Consider the following 23,616-nt stretch of genomic DNA (forward strand, 5'->3'; position numbering starts at 1 on the left):
GCTGAACCAGGCGATGGCCGTGGCGGGCACGCGCAGGCTCAAGAGCCGCCGTCCCCAGGCGGGCGGGGCCGACAGGCCCAGGTGCAGGAGCGGGCGCTCCGGCGCCAGCGGCAGCGGCTGGCGGGTGACGACCAGCGGCAGGCCGTGGGCGCACCAGTGGCCCAGGCAGTCCAGCGCCTGCGCGTCGCGCGCCGGCTCCAGGGCCGCCTGCCAGCCTTGGGCGCTCAGGTAGGCCAGTTGATGGCGGCGCAGCGGGGGCATGGGGAAACTCCTTTCAGTGGGCAGATGGGAGGCGGAGGTTTTGGCCTAGGAGCGGTGGCGAGGGCGGCGGCGACATATTGGCTGTTGGGTGTTGTTGGCCGCAGGACGATCAGCCAGGCCCACTACCTCGTCATTCCCGCGCAGGCGCATTGGTGTCCGGGGAAAGTGGGCAAACGCCAGCCGGAGACCGGCCCGCAGCGCCCCCCGAGTCGTCATTCCCGCGCAGGCGGGAATCCAGGCGGCCCCCAAGCTGGCCGCCAGCGCATGGGCCGGCGTCACAAGGACCCAAACCGCGCTGTTCCTGCGCTGCCCCTTCGCTCTGGCGTGGGGCCGCCTGGATTCCCGCCTTCGCGGGAATGACGAAGTGGGAGATGAAGCGCCTTGGCTCACGGGCTGCCAACAAAAGCCCGCTTTTCCCAGACAGCAGTACGCGCAGGCGCGAATGACGAAGTAATGAGCGAAGCGCCCTGACTGACGGGATGCAAGCACCGCCTTCAGTCTTCCCGCCGCAGCGCAGCACGCCCTTGCTGGGATGACGGCTCGCAAAGCGCTGCGGACCGGCCGCCAGACGGCGGCAGGTGTTAGACCGTCTAACACCGGGTTCATGGGGGCCCGCACCGTGACGGTCGCCGCATGACCAGCGCCTTGCCTGGAGCCCACCTTCCCTCCCGTCTGCCCGCGCTCAAGCCGCGTCCAGCACCCGCTGCACCACCGAGGCCGCCAGCCGCCGCCCGCCCCGCTCGGCGCCGTCCACGGCGCGCGTGTCCTCGGTGGGCGTGTGGGCCAGGGCGTCGCGCAGACCCTGCGCCAGGTCGCCGCGCCACAGCCCGCGCACGCCGCCCATGGCCACGTAGTTCTGCACGCCGGGGGCGAACACAGGGTTGGTCATCGACAGCGCCTCCAGCATCTCCGGCGCCAGCTTCGTGATGCGCGCCATGGCCGGGATGCGCATGACGCGGATCTCCGCTTCCGGCAGCGCGTAGCAGGCGTCGGCGATCAGGCCGGAGGTGATGAAGCCGCCGGACAGGGCCTGGTCGTAGACCAGGCCGATGACGCGGTGGCCGCGGCGGCGGGCCAGGTCCACGCACATGCCCAGATGCGCCATCGCGCGGTTGATGCCCAGCAGCTCGTCGCGGCGGCGCAGCTGCTGGCCCTGCGTGTCTATGAGCAGCAGGATGGCGCGGCCCGGGTGGTTCACCAACGTGTCCATCACCACGCGCGCCTGGGCCAGCGCCAGCTTCACGCCTATGGGCGCGTGGCCCGTCGTGCCCACCACGGTGACGGGTGCGCCGTCGAAGGTGGCCGTGCCGTGCAGGAAGTCGCCGTCGGCGGTGATGCCGTGCTGCTCGCCGAAGAGGCGCGTGGCCAGGGTGTTCCAGTCCATGTGAAAAGACTCCTCTCGTCAGGCCGCGCGCAGCGCGAGCACGTCGTCCACGTCCAGGGCCGGCACGCGCTCGGCCTGCTGCACCCCCAGGCTGCGCCACAGCGTGACGGCCTCCTCGTCGCCGTCCAGGCCCGCGGGCAGCAGCTCCAGCCGCCGCGCCAGTTGGAGATGCTCGGCCCGCAGCGATTCCAGCGTCACCGGGCGGCGCTCATCCAGCGCGGCGATGGCGGCGGCGCGGAATGCGTGCACGTCGTCCTCGACCAGCACGTCGCAGTCGCCGCTGAGCCAGCGGTGCTTGCCGCCCGTGGTGCGCCACACCAGGGCGCGGTCGCGGGCGTCGAACTCCTCCACGCCGTGGGAGGCTTCGATCACCTCGGGGCCGGACATGGCCAGGCGGCCCACGTCGCTCATCACGATGAAGTCGGTGCAGCGCGCCACGATGCCCATGCCGCCGAAGCAGCCGTTGGCGCTGCCGATGAGCGTGATCACGGGAATGCCGGCGGCGCGCACGTCCAGCACGGCGCGCATGACCTCGGAGACGGCGATCAGCCCCGCGTTGGCCTCGTGCAGCCGCACGCCGCCGGAGTCGGCCAGCAGCAGCACGGCGTCCGGCCGGTCGCGCAACGCGCGCCGCAGCAGCCCAACGAGCTTGGCGCCGTGCACCTCGCCCACGCCGCCGCCCATGAAGGCGCCTTCCTGCGCGGCGACGAACACGGGGCGCCCGCCCAAGGTGGCGCGGCCCACGGCCACGCCGTCGTCAAAGGCCGAGGGCACGCCCAACTGCGCCAGGTGCGGGCTGCTCACGCGCTCGGCCGGGGGCAGCCATTCGTGGAAGGAGCCGGCATCGAGCAGGCGCGCCAGGCGCTCGCGCGCGGAACATTCGGCCCAGCTGATGGGGGTGGTCATGGCGGTCATGGCTGGTTTCCTTGCAGCGGCAGCTCGGCCACGGCCTGGTCCAGGCGCAGGCCGACGACCGCGGGCGTGGCGCCCATGTCGTTGATGGAGAGGCGCACCCCGGCCAGCGGGTGGCGCTGGTGGAAATCTTCCAGCACGGCCTGCCAGGTGCTGCCGAAGCCGCGCGCCGAGGTCTCGACGTGCACGCTGCACTGGTTGCCGGCGGCGGGTTCCAGCATCACCTCCAGGTTGCCGGAGCCCACCACGCCGACCAGCACGGGCGCGAACGCGCCGGCCGGGCGGAAGCCTTGGAAGTGGAAATCTAGGGTTTCGATGCCTGCGTGGCTGCTCATGGGGAGTCGTCCTTTACCAGTTGCGGAAGCGCTTGGGCGGCTGGTAGAGGCCGCCGGAGGCGCGCACGAGGTCGCGCATGGAGCGCGCCGCCAGCAAGTTGCGCGTCGCGTCGCGGGGGTCTATGCCGAGATCCCCAGGGCGGCGAATCACGCCGCGGTCGCGCAGGTTTTCCACCATGCGCTTGTCACGCCCGCGGCCCACGGCCGTGTAGCCGGCCACGCCGCGGATGGCCTGCTCGCGCTCCTCGTCGCTGCGGCACAGCAGCAGGTTGGCGATGCCCTCCTCGGTGAGGATGTGGGTGACGTCCTCGCCGTAAATCATGATGGGCGGCAGCTCCATGCCGGACTGCTCGGCGAGCTGCCAGGCGTCCAGCCTGTCCACGAAGGCCGGCTGCATGTGCTCGCGGAAGGTCTCCACCATCTGCACCACCAGCTTCTGGCCGCGCGGCGTGCCGGCGGCGCCGCCGCGGCCGGCGCGGGCCTCGCGCCCGGCGCGCAGCCACGCCGGGCTGACGTGGCGGCGCCCGCGCGCGTCCGCCCCCATGTTGGGCGCGCCGCCGAAGCCGGCGATGCGTCCCAGCGTGGCGGTGGAGCTGTTGCCGTCCAGGTCCATCTGCAGCGTGGAGCCGATGAAGAGGTCGCAGGCGTAGTGGCCCGCGGCCTGGCTGAAGGCGCGGTTGCTGCGCAGGGAACCGTCCGGGCCAGTGAAGAAGACGTCGGAGCGGGCGCGGATGTAGTCCTCCATGCCCAGCTCGGAGCCGAAGGAGTGGATGGACTGCACCCAGCCGGCCTCGATGGCCGGGATGAGCGCCGGGTGCGGGTTGAGCGCCCAGTGCTTGCAGATCTTGCCCTTGAGGCCCAGCGACTCGGCGTAGGTGGGCAGCAGCAGCTCGATGGCCGCCGTGTCGAAGCCGATGCCGTGGTTCAGGCGCTGCACGCCGTACTCGGCGTAGATGCCCTTGATGGCCATCATGGCCATGAGCACCTGGATTTCGCTGATCTGCGCCGGGTCGCGGGTGAAGAGGGGTTCGATGAAATTGGGCCGCGGCGCCTTCACCACGAAGCTCACCCAGTCGGCCGGGATGTCCACGCGCGGCAGCGTGGTGGTGGCGCCGTCGACCAGCTCATTGACCTGCGCGATGACGATGCCGCCGGAGAAGGCCGTGGCCTCGACGATGGCGGGCGTGTCCTCGGTGTTGGGGCCCGTGTAGAGGTTGCCCTGCGCGTCGGCCGCCTGCGCCGCCACCAGCGCCACCTGCGGCGTGAGGTCCACGAAGTAGCGCGAGAACAGCTCCAAATAGGTGTGGATGGCACCGATCTCGATGCGGCCTTCGGACACCAACTTGGCCAGGCGCGCCCCTTGGGGGCCTGAAAAACTGAAATCCAGCCGTGCGGCGATGCCGTTGTCAAAAACGTCCAGGTGCTCGGGCAGCGCCAGCACCGACTGCACCATGTGCAGGCCGTGCACGCGCTGCGGATCGAGCTGCACCAGGGCCTGGGCCAGGAAGTCGGCCTGCTTCTGGTTGTTGCCTTCGAGGCAGACGCGGTCCTTGGGCTCGATGACGGCTTCGAGCAGCTCGGTGATGGCGGCGGCATCCGCCACCTTGCCGCGCAGTTGGGAGCCCAGGGCCTGCGCGGCGCGCGCCAGGCGCGCGGCGCGGTTGTCGGCCCGCGTGGTCCAGTTCCTTGTGGTCATGGTGTGCAGGGGTGAATGAAGCGTTGAAGGGGAAGCCGGCGCCGCGCTCGCGTCACAGGACGACGAAGAGCAGCCACACCACCACGGGGGCGATGAGCGTGACGGCGCCGCCGTAGATGAGGAGCTGGCGGAAGAAGCGCTCGCGGTTGACGCCCTTGGCGTTGGCCAGGACGAGCGCGCCGTTGGTGGAGAAGGGACTGACGTCCACGATGGTGGAAGACACGGCCATGGCGGCGATGAAGCCGATGGCGCCCACGCCGGCGTCGCCCTGCAGGAAGGGCACGGCCAGCGGGATGAGCGAGCCCAGCACCGCGGTGGAGGAGGCGAAGGCGGAGACGATGGCGCCCACCACGCACAGCAGCAGCGCGGCCGTGAGCGGCGAGCTGAAGGCGGCCACGCTGTCGCCCACCCAGGCGATGGTGCCCATCTTCTCCATCACGGCCACGTAGGTGCTCACGCCCACGATGAGCATGATTTCCGGCCAGGACACCTGGCCCAGCGCCGCCTTTTGCAGGTTGGGCTGCAGCAGGCTCAGCAGCAGGCCGATGCTGATGGAGACGAAGCCGATGTCGAGCTTGTAGACCAGCGTGAGCACGGCCAGCGCCAGCAGGCCCAGGGCCGTGATGACCTGGTAGATGCGGCCGCCCTGGCCCTGCGGGCGGCCGTCGTCCTGGATGAGCGTGGACTGGCCCTGCGCGGTGCGGCGGGCCTCGCCGACGGCCTCGGCCTCGGCGTCGCCGAACACCTGCGCGCCGGATTGGGCGTGGGTGGTGTGGGGGATGTCGTCCAGCAGCGAGTTGCCGAAGCCGGAGGGCTTCTTCTGCATCAGCTTCAGGCCGCCCATGCAGACGAACAGGCCCACGGCGACGGCGAAGTTGATGCCGAAGCTCGCCAGCATGGTGGCCATCTCGCTCAGCGGCAGCCCGGCCTTGGCGACGATCTTGTTGGTGATGCCGCCGTAGATGCTGATGGGCGAGAAGCCGCCGGCCTGCGCGCCGTGAATGACCAGCAGGCCCATCATCAGCGGATTGATGCCGTGGCGCGCCGCGAAGCCCAGCGCGATGGGCGCGATGATGGCCACGGCCGCCGGGCTCACGGCGCCCACCGCGGTGAGGCCCGCGGCGATGAGGAACATGATCCAGGGAATGGCCGCGATGCGCCCGCGCACCGCGCGCACCGCCAGGCCCACCAGCCAGTCGATCGTCCCGTTGTTCTGCGCCAGCGCGAACAGGTAGGTGATGCCGGCCAGCGTGAGGAACAGGTCGGCCGGGAAGCCGCCCAGGATGGCCTTGGCCGGCATGCCCGCCACCAGCGTGCCGACCAGGAAGGCGCCCACGAAGGCGAGCACGCCCATGTTGATGGGCAGCGCGGTGGCCACCACAAACATCGCGCCCAGCGGCGCTATCGAAAGCCAATGAGGGTTCATGCCTTGTCTCCAGAAGTTCGGCTTCAGCCGTATTGATTTCTGGGTGCAAAGGTAGAAGCCAGAGGGCGTTGGAACAATGAAGCTGGCCGTCGGATCGTTACGACGGCCGTAAACATCAGCAGGCCGGCCCAGTCCCAGGCGGGCCAGGCCAGTGACAAGCAAAACGCCCTCGGCAGCCGCGCTGCCGAGGGCGTTAAAGGGAAAAGCCGCACGGCCGGCCCGCCGGCCGCGGCGCGCCGGGGAGTTTTCAGAAGGCTGGACGTTCACTCCCGGCGAAACGGTAGCGACGCGGGCGTATCAATCCAGCTTGACGTTGGCAGCCTTGACCACCTCGCCCCAGCGTTTCGTTTCCGCCTGCACGAAGTCGTGGAAAGCCTTGCCGGTGAGCGTGGGCGTGTCGGCGCCCAGGCCGTTCCAGCTCTCCTTCATCTCCTTGGTGGCGAACACCTTGGCGAGGTCGGCGGTCATGCGGTCTATGGCGGCTTGCGGCGTGCCCTTGGGTGCCCACAGGCCGTACCAGGTGGCGACCTGGTAGGTGGGAACGCCGCTCTCGGCGGCGGTGGGGATTTCCGGGAAGCCGGGGGCGCGCTTGTCGCCGGCCACGGCCACGGCCTTCACGCGGCCGCCCTTGATGTGCGAGGCGGAGGAGCCCAGGCCGTCGAACATCATGTCGATCTGCCCGGCCATCACGTCCTGCAGCGCGGGGCCGGCGCCGCGGTAGGGCACGTGGACGAGCTGCGCGCCGGTCTGCAGCTTGAACAGCTCGCCGGCCAGGTGGTGCGAGGTGCCGTTGCCGGCCGAGCCGAAGTTCACCTTGCCGGGGTTGGCCTTCACGTAGGCCAGGAACTCCTGCAGCGTGTTGGCGGGCACGCGCTTGGCGTTGACGATGATGACCTGCGGCACGCTGGCCAGCAGCGCGACGGGAACGAAGTCGCGCTCCAGGCTGTAGTCCAGCTTGGGGTAGATGGCCGGGGCGATGGCGTGGTGCACGCCGCCCATGAACCACGTGTAGCCGTCCGGCGCGGCCTTGGCCGCCAGCGTCGCGCCCACGTTGCCGCCGGCGCCGCCCTTGTTGTCGATGATGACCTGCTGCCCAAGCTGCCTGGACAGCGCCGCGAACAGCGGGCGGGCGAAGGAATCGGTGCCGCCCCCGGCCGGGAAGGGCACGATGACCGTCACCGGTTTCGTCGGCCAGGCCTGGGCCTGCGTTGGGCCGGAAAGGACTGAGAGCCCGGCGCCGGTCAGCGCCAGGGCGCCCAGGGCGAGCACCTGGCGGCGGCGGGACGCCTGGGAAAGGGCATGGGAGGCGCTGCCGCGATGGGCGCGCGCGCCCGGACGATGGGCCATGGTTTTGTCTCCGTCATTGGCGGCCGTGGCCGCCAGGTTGTTGTGAAGACAAGTTAGGAAGCCCGAGCAGGGACATCAATGACGCTGTGCGTCGAATCTTTACGGTTGGCGTAACGGTGGTGAATCGGTGGGCCGCTGGGCCCCGAAATCAGACCAATTGCGCCTTGGCCGACCTGCACACCGCCAGCAGCGTGAGCAGGTTCGGATCGCGCTCGCGCGTGCGCAGGAAGTGCATGGCGATGGTCTGGCGCAGGCGGTAGCGCTCGGTCAGCGGTATCAACTCCACGCCCGCGGGCAGCGCGCGGCGCACGCGCGAGGGCAGCAGCGTGTAGCCCACGCCGCCGTGCACCAGGTTCATGAGGGAGAAGATATCGCCGGTCTGCATCACCACGTTGGGCTGGAAGCCGGCGGCACGAAAGGCCTCCACGAAGCCGGAGGAGGTGATGAAGCCCTCGCTGAGGCTCACGAAGCGCTCCTCGGCGCAGGCGCCCAGGTCCACTTCGGCCATGCGTGCGTAGGGCGAGGTGGAGGGGGCGGCGAAGCACAGCACGTCCTCGAACAGCGGCTCCACCTCCAGGTCCGGCGCGCTGGCGGGCAGGCCCATGAAGGCGGCGTCTATGGCGCCGTCGCGCAGCTTCTGAAGCAGGTCGGCGTTGGAGCCCAGCACCAGCTCGGTCTGCAGCGCCGGCTTGCGCTGCTTGAGGCCCACCACCAGCGTGGGCACGGTGCGGCTGGTCAAAGAGAAGAGCGAGCCCAGGCGGATGCGGTCGGCCCCGTAGCCGGCGGCCTCGCGCGTGGCGCGTATGCCCTCGGCCATGCCTTTTAAAACTTGCTGCGCCGCGTCGGCCAGCACTTGGGCCGCGGGCGTGGGCAGCAGGTTGCGGCCCTCGTGGCGGAACAGCGTGCAGCGCAGCCCGGCTTCCAGCGAGTGCAGCGCGCGGTGCACGCTCACGGCGCTGGTGTCCAGCCGCTCGGCGGCGCGGGAGAGGTTGCCCGTCTCCATGAAGGCCAGCAGCACGGCCAGCTTGCGGAAGGTGATTTCCTCGTCGATGGGAGCAGTCATGGTCGGGGTCGCGGTGGCCGGCCGGCGCGCCGCGACGCCGGCCCTGTCAGTGGATGCCGCTGGCCGGGGTGTTCCAACGCAGCTTGCGGTAAATGGTGTTGCGGCTGATGCCCAGCCGCTTGGAAGCGGCCGAGATGTTGCCTCCGGCCGCGGCCAGCGCCGCTTCTATCAGCCGTATTTCCTGCTCGTGCATGGTCATCGCCCCGGCGGGCGCGGACGGTTCGCAGCCGCCGGCATGGTCGCACGCGGCGGGCGCGGACAGCGCAGGCCGCAGCAGCGCGCCGCCAGCCTCTGGCGCCGAGGCCGCCGTGGAAGCGTCGGCCAGTGCAAACGGCGTTGCCGACGCCCCAGGCAGCGGCGCCGGCCTGGCCGGCTGCGCTTGAAACTCGTCCAGGAAATCGTCGGCCAGGTGCTCGCGGGTGATCTGCGGCTCGCCGGCGGCCATGACGGCGGCGGCGCGCAGCACGTTGGCGAGCTGGCGGACGTTGCCCGGCCAGTGGCAGCGCTCGAACAGCGACATGACCTCGGCACTGATGCGCGGCGCGCCGCGCGGGCACTCGTGGGCCAGGATGCGCTGCGCCACCAGCGCCAGGTCGCTGCGCTCGCGCAGCGGCGGCAGCCGCAGCACCAGGCCGTTCAGGCGGTAGTACAGGTCTTCGCGGAACTCGCCGCGCTGGATCATCTCGCGCAGGTTGCGGTGCGTGGCGCCGATGACGGCGATGTCCACCTCCAGGGCCTTGCCGCCGCCCAAGGGCATGACGCGGCGCTCCTGCAGCACGCGCAGCAGCCGCGCCTGCAGCGGCAGCGGCATGTCGCCGATCTCGTCCAGGAACAGCGTGCCGCCGTGGGCCTGCGCGATGCGCCCGCTGGCGCCCTTGCGCCGCGCGCCGGTGAAGGCGCCCTCCTCGTAGCCGAAGAGCTCGGCCTCGATCAGCGCCTCGGGGATGCTCGCGCAGTTGACGGCCACGAAGGCCTGGGCGGCGCGGCGGGACTCCAGGTGCACCGCGCGCGCGAGCAGCTCCTTGCCGGTGCCCGTCTCGCCCAGGATGAGCAGTGGGATGTCGCGGTTGACGACGCGGCGCACCTTCTGCACCACGGCCTCGATCTGCACGTCGCCGGTCTGCAGCGCGCACAGGCCCGCGGGCGTCCAGGGCAGCGCGGCGGCGCCGGTTTCGCCCCCCGCCGCGGCCGCCGGCGCCTCGGGGCGCGTGAGCGCGGCCAGCGTGGCCCAGTCCATGCGCACGCTGACGTGCAAAGGCCGCCCGTCGCGCAGCCTGAGCGTCATGGGCAGCGCCAGCGCGGCACGCACCTGCTCGGCCAGGGCCGAGATGCCCACGCCGAACAGCGCCGGCAGCGTCTGGTTGCGCAGCGCCATGCCGCTCAGGCCCAGTTGCTCCAGCGCGCTGCGGTTGGCGCCCAACAACCGGCCGTCCAGGCCCACGGCCACGATGCCTTCGAGCAGCGTGCCTATGAATTCGGGGCGGGCATGGAAGTGCAGCCGCACGCGGTCGGCGCCGTGCTCGGCGCAGGCCAGGTTCTCCGCCATGCGCGCGGCCACGTCCAGCAAGCCCGCGGCATGCTCCTGGCGGACATGGCGGTCGCCGTACAGGCACAGCACGCCCAACAGGTTCTGGCGCAGGTCGAACACGGGGGCCGCCGCGCCGCTGAGCCCGTGGCAGGCGTGCATGAAGTGCTCGTCCGCATGCACCAGCACCGGCCGCTCCGCCACCAGCGCCGTGCCGATGGCATTGGTGCCGCGGGCGGGCTCGGCCCAAGGGGCGCCGGGCACCAGGCCCGCCTCGGCGCCGCGCGCCAGGGCCGGCACATCGCCCTCGCACTGCAGCACCGTGCCGCGGGCGTCCGCCAGCACCAGCAGGGTGTGCGTGCCGGCCGTCTGGCGCGACAGCATCTCCATCGCCGGCGCCACCAGCGCCAGCAAACGGCAGCTGCGCTCGCGCGCCGCGGCCGGGTCCAGGCTCTCCTGGGCGGCGGCATCCGCGCGCGCGATGCGGGTGAGACCCTGCGCAAGGCAGCGCTCGTGCGAGTCTCGTATCAAGCCCCCCAGGGCTCGTTCGGCCGGGGTGGACATGAAGGTGGCGTTCGACCGTCGTGACACGTGATCTCCTGGCGGCAAGCGACGCGTCCCCCTACCGGACAGCTCCACCCTGTTTCGTTTTCGAACAACGTCCTCGCCGAGCGCCGCGATGCTCGGCCGCCACCGCAGCCTTGTCCATCGGGGAGCGGCTCACCTGTACCGCGCAGGCGCTGAAAGTGGCAATTTGGCACAAGCCCGTAAGGCTTCAGCAAGCATTGCAAATGCGATTCATTCTCATTAAAGTAGAGGCCGACAGTCCGCCGCCGTGGCGGTCCCCTGCAATGGAAGAGCTATCGACATGGCTGCGACAGACAAGCGGGCCGAGGCACGGCCCCTGCCGCCAACGACGGGCGCGACCGAGCGCAGCGCGTCGCCGCGCCGACACGCGCCGGCCGGAACGCCCGCATCCCAGGTGCGCGCCCTGCCGAGCCTGGTGCGCCGGCGCGCGCTGCGCTCGCCGGGGTTGCGCGCGGCCTACGCCCGCGAGCGCGCAGCGCAGCCGCAGGCGCGCCGGGGCGACGTCGCGCTGGCGCTGGGCGTCACCGAGGGCGAGCTGATCGCCGCGCATGCCGGGCTGTTCCAGCCGGCGCTGTCCTCGCTGAGCGCACGCCACCTGCTGCCGCAATGGCGCCGCATCGCCGCCGCGCTGCCGGCCTTGGGCGTGGTGCGCAGCATCACGGGCAACCGCTGGTGCCGGCTGGAGAACACCAGCGCGGCGCAGGAGCTCACCCGCCGCTGCGAGCAGGCCGCGGGCGACGCACCGGCCTGCACCTGCCTGGCCGACGCTGCCGCGGCCGGCGCCTGGGCCCATGGCTTCGCCATCGAGGAGCGCGGGGCCGACGGCCGCGTGGAACGCAGCCTGCAGTTCTTCGACCTCTACGGCCAGTCGGTGGCGGAAGTCGTGCTGTTGGAAGGCAGCCGGGTGGAGGCTTTCCTGGACATCGTGGAGAGCTTCTCCAGCTGGCAGCTCGCGCCGGGGCTGGTGATCCCGGTGAAGAAGCCGGCCGCTGCGCCTCGCCGCATGGCCGTGGCCGCGTTCGACAGCGCCGTGGCCGGTGAAGGCGGCACGGCGACGCGGCTGCCCAACGCCAGCACGCACCAGGTGCTGGCCGGCGCCGCGCACAGCGGCGTGCCGCTGACGCTGCGCGTGGAAAGCCGCGGCGGGCGCCTGAGCCGCAGCGGCGCGCTGCAGGACGTGCGGCTGGACGGCCCCTGGCTGCACGCCCGCGGCGCCGGCCACGGCCTGCGCCTGCGCGCCGACGCCATCGCCCAAACCTGGCTGCTGCGCCGCCCAACGCCCAATGGCACGCGACATGCGTTGGTGCTGCTGGACGCCGCCGGCGAGCCCATCGCCAGCATCAGCGCCGAGACCGACGCCGAGGGCAGCGAGCGCGGCGAGTGGCGCAGCCTCCTGAGCCAACTCGCCGCCCAGGCCTGACCCCGGTTCCACACGAAGCACCCATGACCAAATCCCGCAACGACCACATCGCCGAGCTGCAGACCAGCGGGCTCAAGGCCACCCTGCCCCGCCTGAAGGTGCTGGAGGTGTTCCAGCGCGAAACGGCCTCGCACCTCAGCGCGGAAGACATCTACCGCCACCTGATCGCCGAGGACGCCGACATCGGCCTGGCCACCGTCTACCGGGTGCTGGCGCAGTTCGAGCAGGCCGGGCTGCTCAAGCGCACGCAGTTCGAAGGTGGCCGCGCCGTGTTCGAGGTGGACCACGGCAAGCACCACGACCATCTTGTGTGCGTGGCCTGCGGGCGCATCGAGGAGTTCGTGGACGCCGAGATCGAGCAGCGGCAGCACGCCATCGCCCGCGAGCGCGGGTTCGAGCTGCGCGAGCACGTGCTCGCGCTGTACGGGCGCTGCTCGCGCCCGGAGTGCCAGGCCAACTGACGGGCGGCGCCGGCACGGCGCGCCTTCACGGCTGACGCCAAGCGCTCACGGCTCACTGCTCAGCGCCAAGCGCTCACCGCCCACCCCGCGGCCCGCCGGCTCCCCGGCGGGCCGCGGCCGTTTGCAGGCGGCGCATTCCCTGCATAAGACGCCGGACGATTGGCATATGCCTTGCATACAAGGCTTGCATGGAGATGAAGCACGCACTTTTGCACCAGGCCGGTGCACATAGCGCGCTTCTTTCCGCCGCCCTTCACCGACCCCAAAGGAAAGCCGCCATGAACCGCCGCCAATTCGCCCGCGCCCTGGGCGCCGTGAGCCTCGTGATCGCCGCCGGTGCCCACGCCCAAAGCGCGCTGGACGAAGTGCTCGCCCGCAAGAGCATCAACATCGCCGTGCCTACCGACTACGCCCCTTACGGTTTCGTGGGCACCGACATGGTGCCCCGTGGGCTGGACGTGGACATGGCGCAGCTCATTGCCGCCAGGCTGGGCGTGAAGGCCGAACTGGTGCCGGTGAGCAGCGCCAACCGCATTCCCTACCTGCAGACCAAGAAGGTGGACCTGGTCATCTCCACCTTGGGCAAGAACCCGGAGCGGGAGAAGGTGATCGACTTCACCGCGGCCTACTCGCCCTTCTTCCAGGCGGTATTCGCGCCCAAGTCGCTGCCGGTCAAGAGCGCGGCGGACCTGGCGGGCAAGAGCGTGGGCGTGACGCGCGGCGCGATCGAGGACATCGAGCTCAGCAAGATCGCCCCGGGCAGCACGGACATCAAGCGCTTCGAGGACAACAACGCCACCATCGCCGCCTTCGTCTCCGGCCAGGTGCAGGTGGTGGCCACCGGCGCCTCGGTGGCGGGCAACATGATGGCGCGCAACCCGCAGTTGGGCACCGAGTTCAAGTTCGTGCTGAAGGACTCGCCCAACTTCATAGGCCTGGCCAAGGGCGACGACAAGCTGCGTGCCAAGGTCAACGAGATCATCGCGGCGGCCAAGGCCAGCGGCGAGCTCGACCGCATGGCCGTGAAGTGGCTGGGCCGCCCGGCCGGCGACCTGCCCAACTGAGCCGGCGCGATGAAGCTCGAATTCGCCGACGTGCTGGCCTACTGGCCGCTGCTGCTGCAGGGCGCGGCGCTGACGCTGGCCCTGAGCGCCGTGGCCGCGGCGCTGGGCCTGGCGCTGGGCGTGGCCTGCGGCTGGGCGCGCGCCTGGGGGCCAGCGTGGCTGCGCCCCATCGTGGGCGCCTACGTGGAGCTCATACGCAACACGCCCTTCATCGTCCAGCTCTTCTTCGTGTTCTTCGGCCTGCCCAGCCTGGGAGTGAAGCTCACGCCGGAGGTGGCTTCCGTCATCGCCATGGTGCTCAACCTGGGCGCCTACGCGGCGGAGATCGCCCGCGCGGGCATGGAAGCCACGCCGCGCGGCCAGATCGAAGCCGCGCGCAGCCTGGCGCTGACGGAGGCGCAGGTCTTCCTGCGCGTGGTCATGCCGCCGGCGCTGGGCCGGGTGTGGCCGGCCATGGTCAGCCAGATCGTGATCGTGATGCTGGGCTCGGCCGTGTGCGGGCAGATCGCCGCGCAGGAGCTGAGCTACACGGCCAACCTGATTCAAAGCCGCAACTTCCGCGCCTTCGAATCCTTCATCGTCGCCACGGCGCTGTACCTGCTGCTGGCGGTGCTGTTGCGGCAAGTGCTCAACCACATCGGCCCGCGCTGGATCTTTGGCCGTACACCGCAAGCGGGGCGCTGACATGGTGGACTTTTCCTTGTGGGACATCCTGCGCAACCTGCTGCTGGCCGCGCGCTGGACGGTGGCGCTGTCGCTCATGGCCTTCGTCGGCGGCGGGCTGCTGGGCCTGGCGCTGTTGGCGCTGCGCCTGACGCGCCGGCCTTGGGCCGAGCGCGCCGTGGCCGTGTACGTGCAGCTCTTCCAGGGCACGCCGCTGCTCATGCAACTGTTCCTGGCCTACTTCGGCCTGGCGCTGCTGGGCATCAACGTGCCGGCCTTCGTGGCCGCGGGCGCGGCGCTCACGCTGTACGGCAGCGCCTTCCTCAGCGAAATCTGGCGCGGCTGCGTCAACGCCATTCCCAAGGGGCAGTGGGAGGCGGCGGACAGCCTGGCGCTTTCCTTCAGCGAGAAGCTGCGCCACGTCATCGGCCCGCAGGCGCTGCGCATCGCCATCGCGCCCACGGTGGGTTTCTCGGTGCAGATCATCAAGGGCACGGCGCTGGCTTCCGTCATCGGCTTCATCGAGCTGACCAAGGCCGGCACCATGATCACCAACACCACCTTCCGCCCCTTCACGGTCTACGCCTGCGTAGCCCTTCTCTACTTCGTGCTGTGCTGGCCGCTGTCGGCCTGGAGCCGCCGCCTGGAAAGGAAACTGGCCCGTGTCCATTGAGTCTTTGACCGCCCCCGCCGTGGCGGCTGCGGCGGCGCCTGCCGCCGCATCTTCTTCCTCACCCATCGTCAACGTCCACGCGCTGCGCAAACGTTTCGGCAGCAACGAGGTGCTCAAGGGCATAGACCTGCAGGTGCAGCGCGGCGAGGTGGTGTGCATCATCGGCAAGAGCGGCTCCGGCAAGAGCACGCTGCTGCGCTGCATCAACGGCCTGGAGACCTTCCAGGACGGCAGCCTGGAGGTGGACGGCCAGCCGCTGCGCCACGGCGACGCCCAGGCCATGCGCGCGCTGCGCCAGCACGTGGGCATGATCTTCCAGAATTTCAACTTGTTCCCGCACCTGACGGTTGGGCACAACGTGATGCTGGCGCCCACGCTCGTAAAACAGCGCGGTGCGGCCGAGGCCGAGGCGCATGCGCGGCGCTTGCTGGAGCGCGTGGGCCTGGCCGACAAGTTCGAGGCGTGGCCCGACCAGCTCTCCGGCGGCCAGCAGCAGCGCGTGGCCATTGCGCGGGCGCTGGCCATGGAGCCCAGCGTGATGCTGTGCGACGAGATCACTTCCGCGCTGGACCCGGAGCTGGTGGGCGAGGTGCTCAAGGTCGTGGAGCGCCTGGCCGACGAGGGCATGACGCTGCTCATGGTCACGCACGAGATGGGTTTCGCGCGCAAGGTCAGCGACCGCGTGGTGTTCATGCACGCCGGGCGCATCCACGAAATGGGCCCGCCGGCGGCGCTGTTCGGCAACCCGCAGACGCCGGAGCTCAAGCAGTTCCTGTCGGCGCTGCACTGAGGCCCTGCAGGCGCCGGGAGGCGCCTCGGGTTCAGGCCGCCGTCGTCCGCGCCGCGGCCAGCGGCGCCAGCGACGCGCGCAGCCGCTCCTTGGCGTCGGCCGTGGCGGCGGACTGGCCCAGCGCGTCCTCCACGTTGCCGATGTGATCCAGCATCAGCGCGGTGGCGCGCGGGAAGTCGCCCGCTTCTATGGCCTCGACGATGCGCGCGTGGTCCTCGCAGGACTCGCGCGCATCGTGCGTGGATTGGTAGAGCGTGGCCACCAGCGTGGTGCGGGCCGTGAGGTCGCGCAGCATGTCGGCCAGCACGCGGTGGCCCAGGCATTCGGCCAGGCAGACGTGGAAGTCGGCCAGCATGAAGGCGCGCGTGGCGGGGTCGGACTGGTCTATGGCCGCGCGCTCCTGCGCCAGGTGCTGGCGCATGCGGGCAATGGCCGTCTGCAGCGGCTGGCCCTGCAGCGCCTGGCCCGCCTGGGCCAGCAACCCGGACTCCACGGCGCGGCGCGCGGCGAAGGCGTCGCGCGCCTCCTCGGCCGAGGGCTCCACCACGTACCAGCCCTTGCGGCTGCGCACCTCCACGAAACCGCGCGCCTGCAACTGCATCAGCGCCTCGCGCACCAGCGTGCGGCTCACGCCGAAGAGGTCCGCCAGCTCCTGCTCGCCCAAACGCTCTCCAGGCAGGAGGCGCTGGGCCAGGATGGACTCGACGACGCGCTGGGCAATTTCGACTTGGGTGGGCATGGGCGTAACTGTATCGGCTGGCCGCGGGGCTTCAGGCACCGCCAGGGATCGGCCTCTTGCAAGGCCGTGCCCCTTGCGGCATGCGCACGCTTGGGCGTGCTCAGGCGTTGAGCGTGCCGGTGCGCGCCAGCGCCGGGGCGGCGGCGGCCGGGGGGGTGTCCTCGTCGGCATTGGCGATGGTTTCCTCGGTGGGCACGCGGCCGTCGAGCACGGCGTGCGCCCGCTTGCGGTCAATGTCGCCTTCCCAGGCCGCCACGGCCACGGTGGCCACGCAGTTGCCGATGAGGTTGCCCAGCGCCCGCGCAATGCCCATGAACCAGTCCACCGACAGCACCAGCACCAGGCCGATGGCGGGAATGGCCGGCACCGCGTGCAGCGTGGCCGCCAGCACCACGATGGCCGAGCCCGGCACGCCGTGCGCGCCCTTGGACGTGACCAGCGAGATGGCCAGGATGGTCAGCAGGTCCGCCATGCCTATGGGCGTGTTGGTCGCCTGCGCAATGAACACCGCCGCCAGCGTGATGTAGATGGAGAACGCATCCAGGTTGAAGGAGTAGCCGGTCGGGATGACCAGGCCCACCGTGGAGTCGCGCACGCCCATGCGGCGCAGCTTGGCCATGATCTGCGGCAGCACGCTGTCGCTGGAGGTGGTGGCCAGCACCACCATCAGCTCCTCGCGCAGGTAGCGCAGCAGCTTGAAGATGTTGAAGCCCGCCAGGCGCAGGATGCCGCCCAGGATGCCCACCACGAAGATGGCCACCGCCACGTAGAACAGCGCCACCAGCATGCCCAGCTGCTTGAGCGAGCCGATGCCGTACTTGCCCACGGTGAAGGCGATGGCGCCCAGCACGCCCAACGGGGCCAGGCGGATGAGGATGCCCATGATCTTGAACAGCACGTGCGAGAGCGTGTCCACGAGATCGGCCACCAGCGCGCCGCGCTGACCCAGCATGGTGAGCGCGCAACCGAAGAGCACCGCGAACAGCAGCACCTGCAGCACGTCACCCGTGGCGAAGGCGCCCACCACCGTGGTCGGGATGAGCTTCATCAGGAAGTCCACCGTGCCGCCGCTTTCGAGCTTGCTGGCGTTCTCGGCATAGGCGCTCATGGCCGAGGCGTCCAGCGCCTTGGGGTCCACGTTCATGCCCACGCCGGGCTGGAACACGAAGGCCAGCAGCAGGCCCAGCGCCAGCGCGATGGTGGTGACGACCTCGAAGTAGATGAGCGCCTTCACGCCCACGCGGCCCACGCGCTTGAGGTCGCCCGCGCCGGCGATGCCGTGCACCACCACGCAGAACACCAGCAGCGGAATGACCATCTTGATGAGCTTGATGAAGCCGTCGCCCAGCGGCTTGAGCTTCAAGGCGAACTCCGGCACCAGCAGGCCCAGCAGCACGCCGACGCACAGCGCCAGCACCACCTGGCCGAACAGGGATCTGAAAAATCGAGGCATGGCTCTTGTCTCCAACAACGACCGCAACAGCAAGTGCAGGCTGTTTGCACCGGTTTGTGCTCAAGCTTGCATACAAGCACTGTAGGCAAGAGGCAGCGAATTACCTTTGGGGTTTACCCGTCGTGCGGATCGGAAAGCAAAAGATGGCGATGCAGCAGCATGCGCAACTGGTCCATGTCGAAGGGTTTCACCAGCACGGCGTCCATGCCGGCTTCGAGGCAGAGGCGGCGGTCGTCGGCCAGGGCGCTGGCGGTGAGCGCCAGGATGGGCGTGCGCGGCAGGCCTTGCTCCTGTTCCAGCGTGCGTATGCAGCGGGCGGCGCCCAAGCCGTCGAGCAGGGGCATGTGCATGTCCATGAGCACCACGGCGGGCCGCGTCTTCTCGAAGGCTTCCACGGCCTGCACGCCGTCGGCGGCGCGGTCGACGTCCATCCCCAGTCCTTCCAGGATGGCGCAGGCCAGCTCCATGTTGACCTCGTTGTCCTCGGCCACCAGCGCGCGGCGGCCGGACAGCTCGCCGGCGTGGACCGGCTTGGGCGCCGGCATGGCTGCGGCAGCCGGGGCCGGCGGCAGCGGGAGGGTGAACCAGAACTCCGAGCCCTCGCCCAAGCGGCTGTTCACGCCCAGCTCGCCACCCTGCAACTGCACCAGGCTGCGCGCGATGGCCAAGCCCAGGCCGCTGCCGCCGAAGCGCCGCGTGGTGGAGCTGTCGCTTTGCATGAAGGGCTGGAAGATGCGCTGCTGCTCGGCCTCGTCCAGGCCCATGCCGGTGTCGGCCACGGCCAGGCGCCAGTGGCCTTCGGCGCGCGGCTGCACGCGCAGCACCACGCTGCCCATGCCGGTGAACTTGATGGCGTTGGACAGCAGGTTGTTGAGCACCTGCGACAGCCGCAGCGGGTCGCCCAACACGGGGCCGTGGCCGGCGGCCTCGGCCGGCGGCGACATCTCCAGCCGCAAGGCCAGGCCCTTGGCCTGGGCCTGCGCCTGGTAGAGCGCGATGCAGTCGCGCACCAGGTGCACGAGGTCAAAGGGCGAGCGCTCCATCTCCATGCGGCCGGCCTCGATGCGGGAGAAGTCCAGCACGTCGTCTATGACGCCCAGCAGCAGCCGCCCGGAGCGCTCGATCACCTGCGCCTGCTGCAATTGCGCCGGCGGCAGCGGCGCGGCCAGGAGCTGGCGCGCCATGCCCAGCATGCCGTGCAGCGGGGTGCGGATCTCGTGGCTCATGTTGGCCAGGAACTGCGACTTCACGCGGCTGGCGGACTCGGCCGCGCTGCGTGCGGCGTCGAGCTGGCCCAGCGCGGCGCGGCGCCGGCGCAGCAGGCGAAAGATCCACAGCACCAGGGCGGCGACGAGGGCGTCCAGCGCCAGCGTGGTCACGCCGATGAACCAGGCGGTGCGGCGCCAGTCGCGCAGCAGCAGCGATTCGGTGGCGGTGACGCTGACCACCAGCGGAAATCCCGCCACGGCGTGGGAGCAGGACAGGCGCGGCTGCGTGTCCGCCGGGTTGGACAGCCGTGCCGCGCTGGTGCGCACCGTGGCCACCTGTTCGCCGCGCGCCATGGCCTCGGCCAGCGCCCGCATGCCCGGCGAGTTGCGGTAGGAGCGGCCCAGCATCTCGGCGTTGGGCGGATGGCGGGCCAGCAGCACGCCGTCGCTGCGCAGCAGCAACGCCGCGCCTTCGGCTTCACCCAACCGGATGCCACCGTAAAAGCGCTCGAAGTAGCCCACCTGCAGGCCGACCACGGCCAGGCCGAGCAGCCGCCCGTCGGCGCCGTGGATCTTGCGCGCCATGAAGATGTCCCAGCGCCCGCTGGCGCGGCTGGGCAGCGGCTCGGAGATGTAGCGCTCCAGCATGGGATCGGCCTGGTGGGCGCGGAAGTAGTCGCGGTCGGCCACGCTCAGGTGCGTGCTGGGGTAAACGCGCGCGGCATTGACCACGCTGCCGTCCAGGGCCACCAGCAGCAGCGCGTCCAGCAGCGGCGTGTCGTCGGCGCGCTCGCGCAGCAGCTCGTGCATGGCGCGCGAGCCGAAGGCGCTGCGCAGCTCGGCGTCGCTGTGCAGGTGTTCGGACTCCACGCGGTCCACCACGCGGTCCAGGACGAAGTCAGCCGTGCGGAAAGTTTGGGAGGCGTGCTCGGCCACGGTGGCCGAAAAGTGGCCCAGGGTGCGCTCCCAGGTGCGCAGGTTGTCGGCACGGCTGCGCCACAGCACCAGCGCGGCGGAAACGCTCAGCGCCAGGATGACGAGGGCGCCCAGGAGCAGCACCACGGCATCGCGCCGCGGTTCGGCGGCCAGCGGCACGGCGGCGGTGGCGTCCAAGGAGCTGCTGGCCTGGGCTGCGGCCATGGGGAGGGCGGCGTGGAGTGGGGCGACGCCCTGCCGGGAGCAAACCGCGGGCTCACCCCTGGGCAACCGGCATCATTCCCGGGTTGACCCAAAAACGTGGCGGCTTCGGAGCCGGCCGCCGCGGCGGTGGATCAGCCCACGCGCTCCAGTTGCGTGGCGAATTGGGCGCCCCGGTCCACGTAGACGGCGGCGGCGCGCTCCAGGCGGGCGACGTCCTCGTCGCTGAGCTGGCGCACCACCCTGGCCGGCGCGCCCAGGATGAGGCTGCGGTCCGGAAACTCCTTGCCCTCGGTGACGATGGCGCCCGCGCCCACCAGGCACTGCTTGCCGATTCTGGCGCCGTTGAGCACCACCGCCTGTATGCCTATGAGCGAGCCCTCGCCAATGGTGCAGCCGTGCAGCATGGCCTGGTGGCCGACGGTGACGCGCTCGCCGATGGTGAGCGGATAACCGGGGTCCGCGTGCAGGACGGCGCCTTCCTGCACGTTGGACGATGCGCCTATGCGTATGGGCTCGTTGTCGCCGCGGGCCACGGCCTGGAACCACACGCTGGCCTGCGGGCCGAGCTGCACGTCGCCCACCAGCGTGGCGTCGGGGGCGACGAAGGCGGTGGCATCAACGCAAGGGGCCTTGTCGCCCAGGCGGTACAGCGGCATCGGTGAATCCTTTCAGGCGCCGGCGCGCTTCTTTTTGGGCGGGCGCGGTTCAAGTGGGGGGCGGCCGCAAGGCGGCCAGGGCTGGAAGTATCCCAGCCGCCGCGGCCCCTGCCGCGCGCCGCGCCTACTTCACGCGCTGCTTTTCCAGCTTGCGCGTGAGGGTGCGCCGGTGCAGGCCCAGGCGGCGGGCGGTCTCGGAGATGTTGAAGCCGGTGTCGGCCAGCGTCTCGTGGATGCGCTCCCACTCCAGCGTCTTGAGCGAGGTGGCGCGGGCGGTGAGCTCCACGTCGGCGTTGCCCTGGTCGCGGCCGAAGGCGGTCTCGATGTCGTCGGTGTTGGCGGGCTTGGCCAGGTAGTGGCGCGCGCCGAGCTTGATGGCCTCCACGGCGGTGGCGATGCTGGCGTAGCCGGTGAGGACGACGATGACCATGTCCGGGTCCTGCTCGTGCAGGTACTGCACGCAGGCCAGCCCGGAGGCGCCGCCGCTGAGCTTCAAGTCCACCACGGCGTAGCCGGGGCGCTCGGCCTGCAGCAGGGTTTGCACCTCGGCCAGGCTGGACGCGCGCACCACCCGGTAGCCGCGGCGTTCGAAGGAGCGGTAGAGCGTGCGGGCAAAGGCCGCGTCGTCCTCGACGATCAGGAGTTGGCGTTCAGTGTCCATGGCCGGATTGTTCACGCAGGGCCAAAGCCGCAAGGGGCAATCGGATGATCACCTCGGCGCCGCCGCCGTCGCGGTTGCGCGCCTGCAGCCGCCCGCCCAACAGGCGCGCGACGTTGACGGAAAGAAAGAGGCCCAGGCCGCCGCCGGGGCGGCCCTTGCTGGATTGGTAGGGCTTGCCCAGTTGCGCGAGCATCTCGCGCGCAAAGCCGGGGCCGCGGTCGAGCACGCGCAGCAGCAGCTCGTCGTCCTCGCACTGCACCCACAGCGTGGGCTCGGCGCCGGGTGCGGCCTCCAGGGCGTTGTCCAGCACGTTGCCTATCATTTGCTGCAGCGCGGTGTCGGAAACGATGAGCAGGTCCGGCACGCCCTCGCGCCGGTAGTCCAGGCCGGGCGCGGGGCGGGTGCGCCGCCACTGGGCCACGAAGTCGTCCAGGAAGGCGTGCAGCGTGGTTTCCACCGGTGCCTCGCCGCGCGTTTCGCCCGCGGCGAGCAGGATGCCGCTGACGATGCGCTTGCAGCGCTGTATCTGCACCTGCATCTCCTCGATCTCCTCGCGCAGCTCCGGCTCGCCGGCAAACACGGCCATGCGCGACCAGTCGCCCAGGATGACCGACAGCGTGGCCAGCGGCGTGCCCAGCTCGTGCGCGGCGCCGGAGGCCAGCAGGCCGATGCGCACGATGTGCTCCTCCTCGGCCGCGCGCTGGCGCAGGTTGGCCAGCCGCTCGTCGCGCTGGCGCAGGTTGCGCTCTATGCGGCCCACGAACAGCACCAGCAGCGAGGCCACCAGTGCGAAGCACAGCAGCAGCCCGCCCACGTAGTGCACGGACAGGGCCTGCTCCAGCCCGGGCAGGTCCAGCGGGCGGTGCCACTGCGTGAGCGCGACGAAGCAGCCACCGGTGAGCAGCACCATGGCCCAGCTGTAGCGCGGCTTGAGCAGCACGGTGGCCACCACCACCTGCAGCAGGAACAGGAAGATGAAGGGGTTGGTGACGCCGCCGCTGTAGTAGAGCTGGCCGGAGAGCACGGTGACGTCCACCAGCAGCCCGGCAAAGAGCTCCTTGTCGTCCACGTTGTGCGCGGCGCGGCTGCGCACGGCGCTCACCACGTTGAAGAACGCCAGCGCGCCCAGCAGCGCCAGCATCTCGCCCAAGGGCAGCCGCAGGCCCAGCACGTAGCGCACGGCCAGGATGGTGAGCAGTTGCCCGCCCACGGCCAGCCAGCGCAGCTGCACGAGCTGCACGAGGTTCTTGCGCCCGGCCAGGTGCTCGGCGCGTCCGGCGTCGGCCTGCCCGGCCTCCGTGTCCGCCGCGGCCACGGGCGCCGGCAGCGGCCCCTCAGTCGCCGCCACGGTGCAGGGCGGAAGCCGCTGGGGCGTGCGCGTCGCGCAACCGGCGCTCGCAGCGCAGCAGGTAGAGGGCGGCCGCGGCCACCATGGCCGCCAGCGCGTACCAGGTGATGGCGTAGGAGAGGTGGTTGTTGCTGAACTTCACAACGGTGAGGCCCGCGCGCGGCCAGGCGTCGGCCGGGGCGCCGGGGGCGGTGGAGGCGTCCACGAAGTATGGCGCCACGGCGCCGGTGCGCCCAACGCCGCCCAGGTCACGCGCGGCGGCGATGGCGGCCACGTCGCGCGAGTACCAGCGCGCTTCAGCCGGCGCGTTCTTCTGCAGCAGGCTGCCTTCGGGTTCGGACAGGCGCAGCAGGCCGGCAACGGTTTGCTCGCCCTGCGGCTCGGGGCCCCGCACTTCGCGCGCGCGCATTTCCGGTGGAATGAAGCCGCGGTTGACCAGCAGCCAGTAGCCGCGCTCGGTGCGCAGCGGGGTGAGCACCCAGTAGCCCGTGCCCAGCTCGGTACTGGCGCGCACCAGTGTTTCCAGCTCGTGGGCGTAGGTGCCGCGCACGCCGACGCGGCGGTACTCGTAGTCCTCGCGGTTGAGCGTGGGCCAGTCGCTTGGGCCCGGCGCCGGCACGGGCGCGGCCTGCAGCCGCTGCTCGACGCGGGCGATGAGCTCGCGCTTCCAGGCCAGGCGCTGCACCTGCCAGGTCCCCAGCGCCAGGAAACCCGCAAGCAACAGGGCCGCGCCCGCCATCAGCGCCACCAGGGCGCCGCGGCTGCGCGGCCCACGAGGGAGAGAAGCGTCTTCCCGCGTCACG

21 protein-coding genes and 1 pseudogene are annotated in these 23,616 nt (G+C 70.9%); 6 read left to right on the forward strand and 16 right to left on the reverse strand.

Translation table 11 applies throughout. From position 1 onward, the window contains the following. The 9 genes and pseudogenes from SM757_RS27145 to SM757_RS27185 all read right to left on the reverse strand — a co-directional run. Positions 1-261 (reverse strand): annotated as a pseudogene (locus SM757_RS27145) (malonate decarboxylase holo-[acyl-carrier-protein] synthase); the annotation flags it as partial. Between the two features lie 682 nt (positions 262-943). After that, positions 944-1,645, reverse strand: a complete 702-nt coding sequence (locus SM757_RS27150) for a biotin-independent malonate decarboxylase subunit gamma (protein ID WP_322467777.1) — start codon at positions 1,643-1,645, stop codon at positions 944-946. A gap of 18 nt (positions 1,646-1,663) precedes the next feature. After that, positions 1,664-2,560 carry a biotin-independent malonate decarboxylase subunit beta gene (locus SM757_RS27155; RefSeq protein WP_322467778.1) on the reverse strand — a complete coding sequence of 299 codons (897 nt, stop codon included), beginning with the start codon at positions 2,558-2,560 and terminating at the stop codon, positions 1,664-1,666. After that, positions 2,557-2,892, reverse strand: a complete 336-nt coding sequence (mdcC, locus tag SM757_RS27160; protein ID WP_066340172.1) for a malonate decarboxylase acyl carrier protein — start codon at positions 2,890-2,892, stop codon at positions 2,557-2,559. The genes SM757_RS27155 and mdcC overlap by 4 nt, the downstream gene beginning before the upstream one ends. Before the next feature lie 13 nt (positions 2,893-2,905). Next, on the reverse strand, positions 2,906-4,588 hold the full coding sequence (gene mdcA, locus SM757_RS27165; protein WP_322467779.1) for a malonate decarboxylase subunit alpha: 1,683 nt from the start codon (positions 4,586-4,588) through the stop codon (positions 2,906-2,908). Positions 4,589-4,640: 52 nt separating this feature from the next. Beyond that, the gene (locus SM757_RS27170; RefSeq protein WP_066340169.1) at positions 4,641-6,014 is read right to left on the reverse strand and encodes an SLC13 family permease; all 1,374 of its coding nucleotides are present in this window, start codon (positions 6,012-6,014) and stop codon (positions 4,641-4,643) included. Between the two features lie 297 nt (positions 6,015-6,311). Next, positions 6,312-7,361, reverse strand: a complete 1,050-nt coding sequence (locus tag SM757_RS27175) for a Bug family tripartite tricarboxylate transporter substrate binding protein (protein ID WP_322467780.1) — start codon at positions 7,359-7,361, stop codon at positions 6,312-6,314. A gap of 148 nt (positions 7,362-7,509) precedes the next feature. Further along, on the reverse strand, positions 7,510-8,424 hold the full coding sequence (locus tag SM757_RS27180) for a LysR family transcriptional regulator (RefSeq protein WP_066340166.1): 915 nt from the start codon (positions 8,422-8,424) through the stop codon (positions 7,510-7,512). A 46-nt stretch (positions 8,425-8,470) separates the two neighbouring features. Next, complete coding sequence (locus SM757_RS27185) at positions 8,471-10,540, reverse strand: sigma-54-dependent Fis family transcriptional regulator (protein WP_322467781.1); 2,070 nt, start codon at positions 10,538-10,540, stop codon at positions 8,471-8,473. Between the two features lie 277 nt (positions 10,541-10,817). Between SM757_RS27185 and SM757_RS27190 the strand changes: the two genes are divergently transcribed. The 6 genes from SM757_RS27190 to SM757_RS27215 all read left to right on the forward strand — a co-directional run bounded on the left by SM757_RS27190 (position 10,818) and on the right by SM757_RS27215 (position 15,608). Further along, positions 10,818-11,957: a ChuX/HutX family heme-like substrate-binding protein gene (locus SM757_RS27190; protein ID WP_322467782.1), complete on the forward strand. Its 1,140-nt coding sequence runs from the start codon at positions 10,818-10,820 to the stop codon at positions 11,955-11,957. A 23-nt stretch (positions 11,958-11,980) separates the two neighbouring features. Next, positions 11,981-12,418, forward strand: coding sequence for a ferric iron uptake transcriptional regulator (gene fur / locus SM757_RS27195; protein ID WP_066340158.1), 438 nt, complete (start codon positions 11,981-11,983; stop codon positions 12,416-12,418). 278 nt (positions 12,419-12,696) lie between these two features. Continuing rightward, positions 12,697-13,482: a transporter substrate-binding domain-containing protein gene (locus SM757_RS27200; protein ID WP_066340154.1), complete on the forward strand. Its 786-nt coding sequence runs from the start codon at positions 12,697-12,699 to the stop codon at positions 13,480-13,482. A 9-nt stretch (positions 13,483-13,491) separates the two neighbouring features. Beyond that, complete coding sequence (locus tag SM757_RS27205; protein ID WP_322467783.1) at positions 13,492-14,166, forward strand: amino acid ABC transporter permease; 675 nt, start codon at positions 13,492-13,494, stop codon at positions 14,164-14,166. A 1-nt stretch (position 14,167) separates the two neighbouring features. Then, complete coding sequence (locus SM757_RS27210) at positions 14,168-14,818, forward strand: amino acid ABC transporter permease (protein WP_322467784.1); 651 nt, start codon at positions 14,168-14,170, stop codon at positions 14,816-14,818. 19 nt (positions 14,819-14,837) lie between these two features. Next, the gene (locus tag SM757_RS27215; RefSeq protein WP_322467798.1) at positions 14,838-15,608 is read left to right on the forward strand and encodes an amino acid ABC transporter ATP-binding protein; all 771 of its coding nucleotides are present in this window, start codon (positions 14,838-14,840) and stop codon (positions 15,606-15,608) included. Positions 15,609-15,639: 31 nt separating this feature from the next. On the opposite strand, the gene SM757_RS27220 is transcribed toward SM757_RS27215, so the two are convergent. The 7 genes from SM757_RS27220 to SM757_RS27250 form a co-directional block, all read right to left on the reverse strand. Continuing rightward, entirely contained in the window at positions 15,640-16,347 is a 708-nt protein-coding gene (locus SM757_RS27220) for a GntR family transcriptional regulator (RefSeq protein ID WP_066340140.1), read from the reverse strand. 100 nt (positions 16,348-16,447) lie between these two features. Beyond that, the gene (locus SM757_RS27225) at positions 16,448-17,800 is read right to left on the reverse strand and encodes a C4-dicarboxylate transporter DctA (RefSeq protein WP_322467785.1); all 1,353 of its coding nucleotides are present in this window, start codon (positions 17,798-17,800) and stop codon (positions 16,448-16,450) included. A 113-nt stretch (positions 17,801-17,913) separates the two neighbouring features. Further along, positions 17,914-20,148 (reverse strand): hybrid sensor histidine kinase/response regulator, encoded by a 2,235-nt coding sequence (locus SM757_RS27230; RefSeq protein WP_322467786.1) that lies wholly within the window; start codon positions 20,146-20,148, stop codon positions 17,914-17,916. Between the two features lie 131 nt (positions 20,149-20,279). Beyond that, the gene (locus SM757_RS27235; RefSeq protein WP_066340131.1) at positions 20,280-20,804 is read right to left on the reverse strand and encodes a gamma carbonic anhydrase family protein; all 525 of its coding nucleotides are present in this window, start codon (positions 20,802-20,804) and stop codon (positions 20,280-20,282) included. A 124-nt stretch (positions 20,805-20,928) separates the two neighbouring features. Beyond that, positions 20,929-21,465: a response regulator transcription factor gene (locus tag SM757_RS27240; protein WP_322467787.1), complete on the reverse strand. Its 537-nt coding sequence runs from the start codon at positions 21,463-21,465 to the stop codon at positions 20,929-20,931. Continuing rightward, complete coding sequence (locus tag SM757_RS27245; RefSeq protein ID WP_238455867.1) at positions 21,455-22,813, reverse strand: ATP-binding protein; 1,359 nt, start codon at positions 22,811-22,813, stop codon at positions 21,455-21,457. The genes SM757_RS27240 and SM757_RS27245 overlap by 11 nt, the downstream gene beginning before the upstream one ends. Further along, a complete protein-coding gene (locus tag SM757_RS27250; protein WP_322467788.1) occupies positions 22,800-23,615 on the reverse strand; it encodes an SURF1 family protein in 816 nt (271 codons plus the stop codon). Before SM757_RS27250 ends, SM757_RS27245 begins: the two co-directional genes overlap by 14 nt. Position 23,616: the final 1 nt, after the last annotated feature.

This window comes from Azohydromonas lata (assembly GCF_034427735.1).
GTDB lineage: Bacteria > Pseudomonadota > Gammaproteobacteria > Burkholderiales > Burkholderiaceae_C > Azohydromonas > Azohydromonas lata.